Source organism: Halopseudomonas sp. MFKK-1 (genome assembly GCF_027474385.1).
GTDB classification, from domain to species: Bacteria; Pseudomonadota; Gammaproteobacteria; order Pseudomonadales; family Pseudomonadaceae; genus Halopseudomonas; species Halopseudomonas aestusnigri.
The window spans coordinates 1,659,424-1,673,470 of sequence record NZ_CP114836.1 but is presented as its reverse complement, the minus strand read 5'-3'; the positions used below and the strand labels follow the sequence as shown (position 1 = coordinate 1,673,470).

10 protein-coding genes, 3 pseudogenes and 1 other annotated feature are annotated in these 14,047 nt (G+C 56.2%); of the genes and pseudogenes, 8 read left to right on the top strand and 5 right to left on the bottom strand.

Annotated features, from left to right (window positions below; all coding sequences use genetic code 11):
• Window positions 1-13 precede the first annotated feature (13 nt).
• Together O5O48_RS07785 and O5O48_RS07780 are read right to left on the bottom strand one after the other, a co-directional pair.
• A complete protein-coding gene (locus O5O48_RS07785; protein ID WP_083729360.1) occupies window positions 14-1,321 on the bottom strand; it encodes an efflux RND transporter periplasmic adaptor subunit in 1,308 nt (435 codons plus the stop codon).
• Window positions 1,322-1,362: 41 nt separating this feature from the next.
• On the bottom strand, window positions 1,363-2,604 hold the full coding sequence (locus tag O5O48_RS07780; protein WP_269688568.1) for a TolC family protein: 1,242 nt from the start codon (window positions 2,602-2,604) through the stop codon (window positions 1,363-1,365).
• Window positions 2,605-2,905: 301 nt separating this feature from the next.
• Between O5O48_RS07780 and O5O48_RS07775 the strand changes: the two genes are divergently transcribed.
• The 4 genes from O5O48_RS07775 (at window position 2,906) to O5O48_RS17720 (ending at window position 6,977) form a co-directional block, all read left to right on the top strand.
• A complete protein-coding gene (locus tag O5O48_RS07775; protein ID WP_269688567.1) occupies window positions 2,906-4,225 on the top strand; it encodes an OprD family porin in 1,320 nt (439 codons plus the stop codon).
• Between the two features lie 324 nt (window positions 4,226-4,549).
• Window positions 4,550-5,224, top strand: coding sequence for a heavy metal response regulator transcription factor (locus O5O48_RS07770; protein WP_045634019.1), 675 nt, complete (start codon window positions 4,550-4,552; stop codon window positions 5,222-5,224).
• Window positions 5,221-6,594, top strand: coding sequence for a heavy metal sensor histidine kinase (locus tag O5O48_RS07765; protein ID WP_088276318.1), 1,374 nt, complete (start codon window positions 5,221-5,223; stop codon window positions 6,592-6,594). The genes O5O48_RS07770 and O5O48_RS07765 overlap by 4 nt, the downstream gene beginning before the upstream one ends.
• A 227-nt stretch (window positions 6,595-6,821) precedes the next feature.
• Window positions 6,822-6,977 carry a co-regulatory protein PtrA N-terminal domain-containing protein gene (locus tag O5O48_RS17720; RefSeq protein WP_332367352.1) on the top strand — a complete coding sequence of 52 codons (156 nt, stop codon included), beginning with the start codon at window positions 6,822-6,824 and terminating at the stop codon, window positions 6,975-6,977.
• An 11-nt stretch (window positions 6,978-6,988) separates the two neighbouring features.
• On the opposite strand, the pseudogene O5O48_RS07760 reads toward O5O48_RS17720, so the two are convergent.
• Window positions 6,989-8,015 (bottom strand): annotated as a pseudogene (locus tag O5O48_RS07760) (IS30-like element ISPsp4 family transposase).
• A 262-nt stretch (window positions 8,016-8,277) separates the two neighbouring features.
• On the opposite strand from O5O48_RS07760, the gene O5O48_RS07755 reads away from it, so the two are divergent.
• The 3 genes and pseudogenes from O5O48_RS07755 to O5O48_RS07745 form a co-directional block, all read left to right on the top strand.
• Window positions 8,278-8,499 carry a hypothetical protein gene (locus O5O48_RS07755; protein ID WP_136869545.1) on the top strand — a complete coding sequence of 74 codons (222 nt, stop codon included), beginning with the start codon at window positions 8,278-8,280 and terminating at the stop codon, window positions 8,497-8,499.
• A gap of 767 nt (window positions 8,500-9,266) precedes the next feature.
• A protein-coding gene (locus tag O5O48_RS07750) for an IS3 family transposase (RefSeq protein WP_228247539.1) occupies window positions 9,267-10,435 on the top strand; the annotation gives its coding sequence in 2 pieces (ribosomal slippage) (window positions 9,267-9,528 and window positions 9,528-10,435; 1,170 coding nt in all).
• 4 nt (window positions 10,436-10,439) lie between these two features.
• A pseudogene (locus O5O48_RS07745) lies at window positions 10,440-11,129 on the top strand (IS30-like element ISPsp4 family transposase); the annotation flags it as partial.
• A gap of 36 nt (window positions 11,130-11,165) precedes the next feature.
• Here the strand turns inward: O5O48_RS07745 and O5O48_RS07740 are convergent.
• Window positions 11,166-11,687, bottom strand: coding sequence for a hypothetical protein (locus tag O5O48_RS07740; protein ID WP_228247656.1), 522 nt, complete (start codon window positions 11,685-11,687; stop codon window positions 11,166-11,168).
• A gap of 82 nt (window positions 11,688-11,769) precedes the next feature.
• A complete protein-coding gene (locus O5O48_RS07735; RefSeq protein WP_228247657.1) occupies window positions 11,770-12,312 on the bottom strand; it encodes a hypothetical protein in 543 nt (180 codons plus the stop codon).
• Window positions 12,313-12,485: 173 nt separating this feature from the next.
• Between O5O48_RS07735 and O5O48_RS07730 the strand changes: the two are divergent.
• Window positions 12,486-13,714, top strand: a pseudogene (locus tag O5O48_RS07730) (IS3 family transposase).
• Window positions 12,755-12,886, top strand: a sequence feature (AL1L pseudoknot). It overlaps the preceding pseudogene by 132 nt.
• Window positions 13,715-14,047: the final 333 nt, after the last annotated feature.

Below are 14,047 nucleotides of genomic sequence, written 5' to 3'. Positions count from 1 at the left end.
GGTATCCGGAGGATCAGTGAACGTGCTCGGCGGAGCCTTTGCCGAGTTCGGATTTCAGGATGAAGCTGCCAGCGGTCGCGATCTGTTGGCCGGCCTGCAATCCGTCACGAATTTCCACGCGATTTTCGTCGCGCTGGCCCAGCGAAACCGGGTGCGCCTGGAAGCCGTGCGGCGTGCGAACGAAAACCGTCGGCGCGTTTTCGACGGTCTGGACCGCCTCGACCGGCACCGTGACCGGTGCACTGCGTCCATCGGCGCTAACTCGGACCGTCACGAAAAGACCGGGACGCCAAGCCCCATCGGGGTTGGCCAGGGTCACGCGGGCTGTCGCGGCACGCGTCTGCTCGCCCAGCAGGCTGCCCACATGGGCGACCTTCCCCATTGTTCGCACGCCTAGCTCGCCGGCAACAACTTCGACTTCTCGGCCGACGGTTACGCGCATCAAATCACGGGCAGGTACGCTGAACGTGGCCCAAACCCGCGACAAATCAGTCAGAGTGAAGACGCTGGTCGTTTCATCCACACGCTCGCCCAGCACAATATGCTTCTCGACGACCACTGCATCGAAAGGTGCGCGCAGCTCGTAGCGGTTGCCTACGCCTGCGCCACTTCCGCCGCCCAGCGCCCGTGTTTTTTCTTGGGCATTACGCAAGTCGATTTCTGCTACGCGCAGGCTCTGCTGGGCCTGCAAATAGTCCTGTTCTGCAGAGATACGCTCCTGCCATAGGGTGCGCTCACGCTCGAACAAGGTGCGAGCCAGCCGGAGGCGCTGCTCGGCGGCAGCCAGCTCACTACGCTGCTCGGACAGCTGCTCGCTGGCGATAACCGCCAGCAACTGGCCCTTCTTCACTTGGTCACCCAGGTTGACCGAAACCGATTCGACAACGCCGGCCACACGGGGCACGACATGTGCGGTACGGTCTTCGTCGAAACGCAGCTCGCCCGGCAAAGATACAGACGAGCCGATTTCAGCCGGTCCGGCCTTGCTTAGCTGAATGCCTGCGGCACGTATCTGCTCTTCGGAAAGCTCAATCTCACCTTCGGCATGCGTTTCGTTGCCGTGCTCGTCCTCCTCACCGCCATGACCGCTTTCGTCACCATGGCCGTGGCCATCGCCTTCAGCGTCATGACCGTCTTCGTCCCCATGGTCGTTCTCAGATTCCTCGTGACCGCTTTCTCCATCCTCATGCGCGTGGCCATCCTCGGCGTGCTCAGCCTTGTTATCGCTGGCCTGCGCCTCAAGAACGAAGCCCTGTTTTACGCCAACGCCGGTCAGCAGTACCAAAGCGACCGCCAGAGCGATTCCCGTCTGTTTTTTCATGCAAGCTCCCCCACCGCCAATACGTAATGGCGGCGTTTCGGTCATTCGAAGGTAGTGGTAGGTCCGTACAGCCGCTCGATACGCGCCCAGGCGTCGACCACGGCTTGCAATGACTGCAGATAGCGCGTGCGTGCATCTATCAGCGCACGCTGTGCGTCGAGCACGTCGAGGAACGCGAAGCGGCCAAGACTGAAACCACGTGTGGCCGCTTCCACGGTTCGCTGTCCTGCCGGCAGTATCCGGTTGCGTATTTCCTCGACGTCTGCACGTGCGGTACGCCAGTCGCGAAGGGCCTGCTGGATCTCCGCACGAACGCGCAGCTCTGCCGCATTACGAAGATCACGCGCCTGCTCCGCCCGCCGTGCGGCCGCCAGAACATTGCCTTGGTTACGATCGAATAAAGGCAGCGGAACAGAGAGGCCGACGAGGTTGACGCGCTCACGCTCGATTTCGTCGTACTGGCTACCGATACTGACGCTTATGTCCGGGTAGCGCTGGCTTCGCTGAAGCCCCAGCTCGGCTTCACTCAAGGCCACTTGGCGCAGAGCCCTACGCATATCGGCACTCTCACGCACGCGCGCCAATAATGCAGATTCGCTAGGCACATCTGGCAGGTGTTCGAAACTGCCCAGCAAACTGCCAAACTCCGGTGCGTCGGTCCCGAGTAGGCGCGCTAGCATCTGTCGAGCGTTGTCCCATTCCTGGCGTGCTCGCCGCAGGTCCAGTTGTACGGTCGCCAGTTGCATATCGGCGCGCGTCGCCTCCACTGGCGAAACTTTTCCGGCATCGACCTGTGCATCGGCGACCTTAGCAGCCCGTTCGGCCAATGACAGAGAGGCCTCGGCCAGTCGCATGCCTTCTTGGGCGCGCAGGGCGGCGAAGAATGCCTGGATCACATCTGCACGTAATCCTTGGCGTCGAAGGTCGAGATCGGCATCCACCATCGAGCGATTAGCATCCGCCACGCCGACTCGAGCGCCGCGCTTGCCGCCCAACTCGATCGACTGGGTGATTGTAATTGAGCGGGTCTGGCGGTCGGACTGAGTGTCTTCCACCTCGAACCCTAATTCCGGGTTCGGGATAACCCCAGCTTGGCGGCGCAGACCGCTTGCGATGCCGATCTCCGACCGCGCAGCGGAAAATTCTGGGTTGCGTTCATACGCAAGGGACACGGCCCGCTCCAGTGTCAGACCGTCTTGCGCGCCCACCTCGAGCGACATTAGTGCCAGCCCGAGCCCAAGCAGCCCGCTAGCAAGCAGATACAAGCGTTTCTTTTGATACATACGCAACACTGCAGTGCAGTGCCCCCTTCGTCGATAGCGTTTCCTCAGCCGCACTAAACCGGCCAGATAGCTGATGGCTAAGCGGCGTGATTTTAGATAAGCGCGGATATCGGCCGGGTGACTACGACATTACAAATTTGTAATCCAAGGAATATCTGCGATTGCACCGCTCAAGATTACGAGATCGTCATTTACCGCTAATCCTGCGGTCATTTACAGGGGGAGATCATCGCCCGGCACTCGAACAAAAAGGCGAAGGCGTCATTCGAGCGCTGACATGCCGTATATCAGGAGCATCATCATGAGCAAAAAGGCCGCCCTTTCACTTACAGCCCTTTCACTGGCACTGGGCAGCGCCCCGGTCTTTGCCCAATCGGAAACAGCGGAGGGCTTCATCGAAGGCAGCACGCTTTCGCTGATAAATCGCAACTTTTATTTCAACCGAGATTTTCGCGACGGTGGGAGCGCCACCGGCAATGGCTATTCTGAGGAATGGGCTCACGGACTGATGGCATTCTTTGAGTCCGGATATACCCAAGGCTCGGTGGGGATCGGCGTCGACGCCTTCGCCATGCTCGGCCTCAAACTCGATTCCGGTTCGGGACGCTCCGGTGTGGGTGGCAGCATCGACCTGCTTCCCCACGACAGCGCTGGCGATGCCGAGGATGACTTTTCTCGAGTAGGGGGGGCCGTGAAAGCACGGTTCTTGGGCACCGAGATCAAGGCAGGCGATGTATTTCCCGCTACTCCTGTCGTGCACTTTGGTGACGCACGGCTGCTGCCGGAGTCTTTCAAGGGTGTCACCGTTGTGAACAACTCGCTGGACGACCTCACCCTCCAGGGCGGCCGCCTGCACGCGATGAGCCAGCCCAATACCAGCAACACGAACGATGACTTCGTCACGTTTTATGGCGGCGGCGTCGACTCGCCTTGGCTCGGCTACGCAGGCGGCGACTATAGCGTGAACGAAAACCTCAGTCTTAGCCTGTATACCAGCCGGCTGAAGGATGCCTGGGATCAACATTATTTCGGTGTCTCGGCCACCTATCCACTTTCCGATGCCGTCGTGCTGCTGGGCAGCTTCAACTACTACAAGGCAACCGACGAAGGTCGGAAATTGCTGGGCGAGTTTAACAACAGCATCTGGAGTTCCAGTCTGGGTGTCGCCTTCGGCGCGCACACCGTCACGGCGTCGTATCAGCGAAACAACGGTAACAACGACTTTGACTACCTGCGCCAGGCGGACTCGATCTACCTGAACAACTCCATCCAGTACAGTGATTTCAACTCACCTAAAGAGCAGTCCTGGATGCTGCGTTACGACCTGAACATGGCGGAATACGGCATACCCGGCCTTACCTTCATGACCCGTTACGCCCGCGGTTGGGGCGCCGATTACAGCAACGCCAACGAGGTGTACATGCGCCAAGACGATAACGGTGCCCCTCTGACCGGACAGAAACGCTGGGAACGCGACGTCGAAGCACGCTACGTTGTACAGACAGGCTCGTTCAAGGACCTCTCTCTGCGGGTGCGCCAGGCTACTACGCGGGCGACTGCTTTCGAGTCCGACCTCGATGAGGTTCGATTCATCGCAGAGTACCCGCTCTCGATCCTGTGAGCACCACGGGCAACACCACATCTTCGTTTTTTGCTCCCTTGGTTTGAAGATGTGTTTCAGGCGCCCATAGGGGCGCCTTTTTTTGCTTGAGTGAGCCTCCTTGCGCTGCCAGTCAACCAATTGAGCAGTAGATTACAAATCTGCAAGATGGCCCTGCAGGTCTTTTACGGCGCTAGAGTGCTTCGCGCTTCCCTAGACAGATCTTCGCTTCTGTCTTTCACGCTAGGGCCAGGTCGCTTTTGTCTTGACCTTATAGTTACTACATAGATTATTTTTGGTTCCGTTTAACCGGCACCCTACCTCCTTACCGAGCTACCTGAAAACATGCGCATCCTGGTTGTAGAAGACGAAAACAAAGCTGCGGACTACCTGCAGCAGGGCCTTATCGAATGTGGTTACACGGTTGATCGAGCGGATGATGGGCTCGATGGATTTCACCTGGCACTGCAGAACGACTATGACATCGTGCTACTGGATGTAAATCTGCCAACCATGGATGGGTGGGAGGTGCTCGAACTCATCAGGCGGCGTAAGCAGACACGCGTGATCATGCTGACAGCCAACGCCCGCCTAGAGCAAAAAGTCCGCGGCTTGGAACTGGGCGCCGACGACTACCTGGTCAAGCCGTTCCAGTTCCCCGAGCTGCTCGCTCGTATCCGGACACTGTTGCGGCGAGGCGAGGCAGTCGCACTTCCAAGCAACCTGCGTGTAGCCGACCTCGAACTGGACCCTGGCCGGCATCGGGCCTACCGGAGTGGTCAGCGTATTGATCTCACCAGCAAAGAATTTGCGTTACTGCACCTGCTCATGCGCCGGACTGGCGAGGTGCTGACGCGCACCGAAATTACCGCCTTGGTCTGGGACATTAACTTCGACTGCGATACCAACGTGGTGGATGTCGCAATTCGTCGCTTGCGGATGAAGGTGGACGAACCCTTTGGCGATCGCCTGATACACACCATTCGCGGTGTCGGGTACGTGCTGGAGGCGCGGCCTTGAAGCCACTCAGCCTCGCATCGCGTCTCGCGCTTCAAATCACACTGACCGGCGCCGCTTTGGTCGCGCTACTGATTGCACTGAGCTACTGGGTACTTGTGCGCCAACTGGAATTGCGCGCCCAGGAGGAGGTGACGGCCAAGCTCTCGCAGATCGATCATGGACTCCTAGAAGACACCAAAGCCCGTATGGGTCGTTCCTGGCAACACGCACTGAGCGATACGGTACTCGGCCATGACAACCTTTCGATTACGGTCATCGGCGATACGGCGCAATCAGCCATTTTCAATATCGGCCGGTTCGCCCATGCGCCGCAGCTGCTGGATCTCGTGAGCAGGGACGGCGACTATCTTGGCTGGACAACGAAGGATGGCGTGCAGATGCTAACCGGGCGCAAGCAAATCCAGGTCCCGGGACTGGCTCCAATGACGCTTTTGCTTTCGCAAGATCGCAGTGCCGATCAACGGCTGGTGGCTGCATTCCTGCGCTCGGCCTTAGTGATCGTGCCGATGCTACTGATATTGATCGGATTGGCTGGATGGCTAATCGCCCAAAATGGTTTGCGACCGCTGCGCAAGTTCCGGGTCTTGGCGACTAAGGTATCGACACAGGACCTATCACCCCGAATCCGCAGCGATCGGCTCCCACAAGAACTCCAGGCATTAGCGCACAGCCTCAACGTAATGCTTCATCGACTCGATGACGGAGTTCAGCAACTGTCACAGTTCTCGGACGATGTGGCCCATGAATTGAAAACTCCGCTGAACAACCTAATAGGCAAGGCGCAAGTGACTTTGGTACGTGAGCGAAGCAAAGAGCAGTATCGTGAAGTACTCGAATCATCCGTTGAAGAACTGGAACGTATGGATCGAATCGTGTCAGACATGCTGTTTCTCGCCCAGGCCAGCCACGCCAGCCCAGCACTGAAACTCGAACAACTATCCCTGGGAAGTGAGGCGAATCGCGTCTGTGAATACCTCGAAGTCCTCGCCGAAGAAGCCGGAGTCGCAACGACGGTAACGGGCGATGCCATAGTTCTAGGAAATCGGCTTATGGTCCAACGGGCCATTTCCAACCTGCTATCCAACGCGTTGCGGCATTCGAATACTGGCAGCACGGTCGAAATTAAGATACTTGAGAAGGACATAGACATCGTCTCGCTGGCTGTCACCAATCATGGCGCGACTATCGAATCGGATCATCTCCCGCACCTGTTCGACCGCTTTTACCGCGTTAACGGCATACAACCTCGTGGGGCAGGATTGGGGCTAGCTATTGTCCGTTCAGTGATGAACCTCCACAAAGGCCACGTGGCCGTCGCCAGCAAAGACGGTCGGACCACATTCGAACTCACCTTTCCTCGGCACGCCTGATTCAAAGTGATACGGCTTGGTACCCACTCCCCATCAGACCAACGCCATACATTTAATGCATGCATGGCCTAATCGAGCGTGGGATGGTCTACAAAAACGATGAGTTTAAAACAGAGCCGAATCGGCAGAAAGCGATGGTTAATTACTGCTTTGTAATGCGAAGAACATCTTCTGGTAAGGGTCAACCCTTTAATCTAAAGGTATCTACTAACCCAAGAGGGTAACAAATGAACCGCCCTGCTAAAGTAATCCTGCCGTTCTTTCTGGCCGCTGCTTCTTCGCTCGCTATGGCTGAAGACGGAGGGGAACTAACAATGCAGCGCCTTGAGAGTGCGTCAGTAACAAATCCCACCCTTAAAATACTTGGCGGTTGCAGGAGCTGAGTGCAACACGGTTATTGAATTGACGCAGGAGCATCATATTGCATAGCCAAGGCTTTCTGCATCACTTCGCTCATGACTTCGATAGGACATTTGAAATCGAAGCGCTTACGTGGACGCATGTTCAGTTGAAGTGCAATGGCATCCAGTTCTTCTTGGCTATGTACCGACAAGTCAGTGCCCTTGGGCAGGTACTGGCGGATCAGGCCATTAATGTTTTCGTTGCTGCCGCGCTGCCAAGGGCTGTGCGGGTCACAGAAGTAGATCGCCACACCGGTTCTCTGGGTGATCTCGGCGTGCTGTGCCATTTCCCGGCCCTGGTCGTATCATGCTCTTGCGCATCGCCAGCGGCATGTTATTGAGGGCGGCGCTGAAGCCCTCCATCGCCGAGGTCGCCGTCGCGTCGTTCATCTTCACCAGCATCAGGTAGCCACTAGTGCGCTCCACCAGCGTACCTACAGACGAGGCGTTAGCCTTACCCTTAATAAGGTCGCCTTCCCAATGCCCCGGCATCAGCCGGTCTTCAACTTCCGGCGGGCGCAAGTGAATGCTGACCATCTCTGGAATCTGCCCGCGCCGATCCACACCGCCAAGGCGTGGTCTACGTGTCGTCTTGCCTTGGCGCAAACAAAGGATCAACTCCTTGCGCAGCTCACCGACGGGCAGGGCATAGATCGCGTTGTAGATCGTCTCGCGACAGACGTAGGCATCTCTAAGACTGGGTATGTTCATACTGCGCAGCTTGCCGGCAATCTGCTCGGGAGACAAACGCTGGCGCAGCATATGGATCACCAGTTCAAAGCGCTCACTCCCTGGCAGCAGCTTTCGCATGGGCCGACAAGCCTGGCGGCGGGCCTTCATCCGCTGCTGAGCCACACGGGCCGAGTAGCTGCCAGCTGCATCTCGATTGCGGCGCATCTCCCGGCTGACCGTCGAAGGGGATCGGTTGATCAAGCAGGCAATCCTGCGCAAGCTGAGGCCTTGGGCATGACTAACTTGAATGATGGCACGCTCTTCAACGCTGAGTTCGGAATAAGACATGGGGCAGCACCGTACCGGAAAGGTCAGGTGTTGCACTCAGTTTTTGCCGCCGCCCTGCCTTTAGAATTATCCAAAGCACATGATGGCACACCGTTTCTGTCACCAAAGTGAAACGGACATTACATTGAGGTAATACAAGGTCGGATCGTTGATCTATTTCAGCATGACATTTTTGTAATCGCAGCGTCACCAGCCGGACAGGTGACGCCATGTACCATACTAACGAGTCCCCAAAAATCCATTTCAGATGAGAGGTATAGCCATGAGGACCCTAGCAACGATTTTCATGTTTTTATTTGCGCTGAACGTTACTGCGGTAGTCCATGCAGAAGATGGGAGCATGCGTTACCGGCAGATGGTAGAGAACCTGCGTGAACAAAACAAAGAGCGCAGAGAAGCCCGTGATCAACAAATAAAAGAGGATGAAGCAAAAAACAGTACGAAAAATACTGGAGGTGCTACAACCGCGTCAGACAATCGCTAACAGAAAGGTGTCTACCTGACTTCTTCTAAGGTTGTATTCCGTTCAGTTGTACTTCTGAAGCTTAACACTACAGATCGCACATAACGACGATGGAGGGGATAGATCTGAGTGACACCGACAGAGAATTGAATTGGTTCAGATTGCCGGAAAATTCGCTGGCTGACACCTCAATTACGGGGGTGTACTGAATTTTGTGTAACCTGTAGGGTTGATTACAAGGGCATCATGCGGTCTTCGAACTGAATCGTAAAGCGATTCAGTTCCGTTTTCCAATCCCGGATGTTCGGCAACGACGGTCTGCGCCGGTTGCGGCTACTGTCGAGCGGCTTCGCAACCAAGGGTGAACCATCACGGCGATTCGCCCTTTGAGATTAGACACTCTATTTGATCCAAATCAACGAAGTGCTGTTATCGTCAAAAGGAGCGCTCATGCCTCGAGGCAATCTGCTAAAGTCGCCCTATAGCCCCGCTTGGTGAATTGCTGTGCGTCGGATTGGATTGATCCTGGTAATGATTGCTAGCCTCGTGCTGCCGACCTTCGGCGGTATGGCTTTCAGCATGCCGGCACAACCTTGCCCGATGCAGAGCGCCGATCATCAGGGCCATGCAACGGCCGATGCTCCGTGCTGCGAGCAAATGGACACGTCTGATGGGGTGGCCAATAAGTCTCCCTGCAAATCCGGCCAGGAATGCAAGACCGGAGTGTAGTGGTCTACTAATCCCGGACACCAAGTTAGGCGGTAGAATCGCCATCAGCGAGGTGTTCAATGAGCAAACAACGTCGATCCTTTTCGGTCGAGTTCAAACATGATGCAGCGGCCTTGGTCGTCGACCAAGGCTATAGCGTGGCAGAAGCCTGCAAGTCGATGGGTGTCGGAGAAACCGCTCTCCGGCGTTGGGTCGATCAACTGCGCGAGGAGCGTGGTGGAGTGACGCCAAACAGCAAGGCGCTCACGGCTGAACAGCAGGAAATTCAAGCCCTGAAGGCGCGTATCAATCGCCTTGAGCTGGAGAAGAAAATCTTAAAGGAGGCCACTGCGCTCTTGATGGCCGAGGAGCACGGGCGCAGACGTTGAGGTCGATTCGGCAACTGGCCAAGCGCTATCCCGTCCAACTGTTGTGTGCTGTTTTCGACGTGTCGCGCTCTAGCTATTACGCCTACCTGGCCAGATGCAGGCGCGTTAATGTTCAGCGGCTACTGCTGCGTCGTCGAGTGAACGAGCTGTTTACTCAAAGCCGCAGTGCCGCGGGTAGTCGCAGCATAGCCGCCATGCTCCAAGCAGAAGGTACAGTGATCGGTCGCTTTAAGGTAAGAGCGCTGATGAAAGAGCAGGGCCTGATTAGTAAGCAACCGGGGACACACGCCTACAAGAAGTCGACAGTGGAACGGCCTGACATACCGAACATTTTGGATCGGCAGTTCACTGTCGAGGCCCCCAATACGGTTTGGTGTGGCGACATTACCTATATCTGGGCGCAGGGCAAATGGCATTACCTCGCCGCAGTATTGGACTTGTTCAGTCGCAGAGTGGTGGGCTGGGCGATGTCTGCCAAGCCGGATGCTGATCTGGTCGTAAAGGCGCTCGACAGAGCCTACGAGATGCGTGGGCGCCCAAGTGGTGTCTTGTTCCACAGCGATCAAGGTAGCCAATACAGCAGTCGCCATTTCCGCCAGAGGCTATGGCGATACCGGATGACCCAGAGCATGAGTCGGCGAGGAAACTGTTGGGATAATGCACCGATGGAGCGCCTGTTCCGTAGCCTGAAAACGGAGTGGGTTCCGACGGTAGGCTACATGACCGCTGCACTGGCTGAGCAGGATATAGGTCGCTACCTAATGCAATGCTACAACTGGACAAGACCACATCAGCACAACGGCCTCGTGCCGCCGGCTGTTGTAGAAGAAAAACTTAAATCACTGTCCGGGAATTGTTGACCACTACAGTCGCGAGACGATCTACAACGCGATCTATGCCCTGCCCGTCGGTGAGCTGCGCAAGGAGTTGATCCTTTGTTTGCGCCAAGGCAAGACGACACGTAGACCACGCCTTGGCGGTGTGGATCGGCGCGGGCAGATTCCAGAGATGGTCAGCATTCACTTGCGCCCGCCGGAAGTTGAAGACCGACTGATGCCGGGGCATTGGGAAGGCGACCTTATTAAGGGTAAGGCTAACGCCTCGTCTGTAGGTACGCTGGTGGAGCGCACTAGTGGCTACCTGATGCTGGTGAAGATGAACGACGCGACGGCGACCTCGGCAATGGAGGGCTTCAGCGCCGCCCTCAATAACATGCCGCTGGCGATGCGCAAGAGCATGACCTACGACCAGGGCCGGGGAATGGCACAGCACGCCGAGATCACCCAGAGAACCGGTGTGGCGATCTACTTCTGTGACCCGCACAGCCCTTGGCAGCGCGGCAGCAACGAAAACATTAATGGCCTGATCCGCCAGTACCTGCCCAAGGGCACTGACTTGTCGGTACATAGCCAAGAAGAACTGGATGCCATTGCGTTTGAACTGAACATGCGTCCACGTAAGCGCTTCGATTTCAAATGTCCTATCGAAGTCATGAGCGAAGTGATGCTGAAAGCCTTGGCTATGCAATATGATGCTCCTGCGTCAATTCAATAACCGTGTTGCACTCAGCTCCTGCAACCGCCCTTGGTATCAACCAAGCATGAAGGCGTCCACATCGCTTACGCTGTACAAGATCTTATCTTCTTCAACACCATAGGCCACGGCCAGATCCACACTGGTGGATAGCGCCAGTTGGTAGTTCAGCTGGAAGTCGAAAGCTGCATCAGTCAGTTTGCCCAGCTTGTCGAACTCGGTATTGATCTGGTCGACAACGCGCTGATAGGTTTTGTCCAGAGAGGACAAAAACTCATCCATTTCTGCCTTCAGAGCGTCCATGTGCTTGGTATCAAGTCCTTGAGCGAGCTGCAGCATCATTCTTCCAGAGATCGAGCCTATGATGCCGCCCAGTACCGGCACTGGTATGACTGCCTGACCAGCTGCTGTTGCCAGCCCCACGATCGCTGATTCAGCGCATAGGCACATGCCCAGGTCAAAGTACTCAGCGGAGCTGATAGACCCAGCCATATACTCGTTGGTCAGTGTAGTTAACCCTTTACTAGCACTCACAACGGCAGCTGCAAAGGGGGCGGCCATGCCTGCATAGTTGGTCAAACCATAGATGGCTCCGCCGGTGACTGCACCGGCACCAAAGCCTTTAGCGCCGGTGAATCCGACATCTTTCTAGTCTCGGGTGTTACTCAATATGGGCGTTGTAGATGACAGTTGAGTCGCCTTCTTTTTTGATCATCAGCTTGTTGCCTTCAGCAAAAGACTGAACAGTTTCCGAACAGCCGTCTATTGATGTGCTGCCTGTTACATGCTCACCCCGAGCATCAAAAGCGATGGCGTAAGTGGTGGCCGGGCAGCTTCGTCCGCCCTCACCAGTGGACACGATTACGACGTAGTTGTCCGGACCAAATTGGTATGCACTTTCCAGTGTCAAATAACCCAGATACTCGTAATCTTGCGTCACTGCTTCCATCAGGTTGAGCGCACCTGCACGGCTGTAGTAATTCAAGGTGCTGAAGCCATCATTTTCTACGGTAAATGGACCTGCCGCGTCCCCGGAAATGAGCAAGCTTTCATAGCTGACGGAGGGAGCAGGAGGAGCAGAGGGCTCTGAGGTCGTTGCGATAGGGGTAGGCTGCTCAACGGGTTGAGTCGTGGCTGCTTCCTGGTCGGCGTTGTTGCAGCCGGTAAGCGCCAAAAAAATACAACAGGGGATTAGCTTTTTCATCAAAAGTCCTTTTTAAAAAATTGGCAGTGTTATCTGTTTGCCATCAAGCCAATATTTAGTCAAGGCAAAGCACTCAAGAGCAGGAGTGCTTATGCTGACGAATTACAGCAGCCCTCGTTCTGAACCGCCCCGGGTTTCGCGGAGGCTCCACCCTTTGAGAGAATGGAGCCCATATGAGCAAGCACACCAAATTTTCCCCTGAAGTCCGTGACCGGGCCATCCGTATGGTTTATGAGGTCCGGGAGTCCCACACATCGCAGTGAGCCGCCATTGAGGCCGTGGCCAGCAAGATCGGCTGCACCGCCCAGACGTTGAGCAGTTGGATTCGGAAGGCGGCTGCGCCTGCGGCCCCCTCCGCCTCGGGCACTGATGCCCGCGTCAAGGAACTGGAGCGCGAGGTTCGTGAGCTCAAGCGAGCCAACGAAATCCTCAAGGTCGCCAGCGCTTTTTTCGCCCAGGCGGAGCCCGACGGGCAGGCCATCCTGCGCCGTTTGAAGTGATCTGGCAGCTGATCGACAAGCACCGGCAAAGCTTTGGAGTCGAGCCACTGTGCCGCGTGTTGCAAGTGTCTCCATCGGCTTACCGGCGCCATGCTGCACGGCTACGTGACCGCTCACGACGCTCCGCCCGAGCGATCCGTGACGAGGAACTTGCTGTACAAATTCACCGTGTCTGGCAGGAAAACTACGAGGTCTACGGGGCTAGGAAAGTCTGGCGGCAGATGCATCGCGAACACCAGGTGGTTGCGCGCTGCACAGTGGAACGGTTGATGCGTGAAATGGGGCTCTGCGGCGTAACGCGGGGCAAAACGGTGAAAACCACACAAGCCGATCCTGACAATGCCAATCCCAGGGATCTGGTAAAGCGCCAGTTCACGGCCGAACGTCCCAATCAGCTCTGGGTCGCCGATTTCACATTCGTTTCAACCTGGCAAGGATTTGCTTATGTGGCGTTCATCGTCGATGTCTACTCACGGTTTATCGTAGGCTGGCGTGTCAGCCGACACATGCGCACAGAGTTTGTTCTGGATGCTCTGGAACAGGCGCTTCACACTCGTCGGCCTGAGCCCCACCGGCTGGTTCATCACAGCGATAGGGGCTCGCAATATCTGTCGATTCGCTACAGCGAGCGGCTGGGCGAAGCTGGCATCGAACCCTCGGTTGGCAATACCGGTGACAGCTACGACAACGCACTGGCAGAGACCATCAACGGCCTCTACAAGACCGAACTGATCCATAAGCGAGGGCCGTGGAAAAGCGTAGACAGTCTGGAGTGGGAAACGCTGAAGTGGGTGACCTGGTTCAACCATCAGCGCCTGCTGGAGCCAATTGGAAATAGGCCACCGGCCGAGTTTGAGGCACTATATGAACAGAGTCAGGCAACCATATCGGTTGCTGCCTGACTCAAACAAAACAGCCTCCGCGAAACCCGGGGCGGTTCACTCTAGCCTCATGGGACAACACAAAAAAGATCCTGAGTTCAACTCCAAAAAAGGGATTTGAACCCATTAGCGCGGATGAAAATATCCACAACAGGGCAGCATGATCAACGCCGTGCGCGCTAGCCATTTACAACTAACGCAACACCGTTGCTGACAGGTGGAGCGCTTCTTAAGAGCCTCTCTGAATACTTGACACGCAGCCAAGATCCCATAATATCTACCGCACACTTTGTGAAATCCACCAAGTCCAGAGTTCGCACGAAAATTGACTAGGATCCCCGGAATAGAGCGCTC

What these genes read in the sequence shown, in the direction of transcription:
- O5O48_RS07785 (WP_083729360.1), bottom strand. Translation starts at nt 1,321, where the DNA reads ATGAAAAAACAGACGGGAATCGCTCTGGCGGTCGCTTTGGTACTGCTG.
- O5O48_RS07780 (WP_269688568.1), bottom strand. Translation starts at nt 2,604, where the DNA reads ATGTATCAAAAGAAACGCTTGTATCTGCTTGCTAGCGGGCTGCTTGGG.
- O5O48_RS07775 (WP_269688567.1), top strand. Translation starts at nt 2,906, where the DNA reads ATGAGCAAAAAGGCCGCCCTTTCACTTACAGCCCTTTCACTGGCACTG.
- O5O48_RS07770 (WP_045634019.1), top strand. Translation starts at nt 4,550, where the DNA reads ATGCGCATCCTGGTTGTAGAAGACGAAAACAAAGCTGCGGACTACCTG.
- O5O48_RS17720 (WP_332367352.1), top strand. Translation starts at nt 6,822, where the DNA reads ATGAACCGCCCTGCTAAAGTAATCCTGCCGTTCTTTCTGGCCGCTGCT.
- O5O48_RS07755 (WP_136869545.1), top strand. Translation starts at nt 8,278, where the DNA reads ATGAGGACCCTAGCAACGATTTTCATGTTTTTATTTGCGCTGAACGTT.
- O5O48_RS07735 (WP_228247657.1), bottom strand. Translation starts at nt 12,312, where the DNA reads ATGAAAAAGCTAATCCCCTGTTGTATTTTTTTGGCGCTTACCGGCTGC.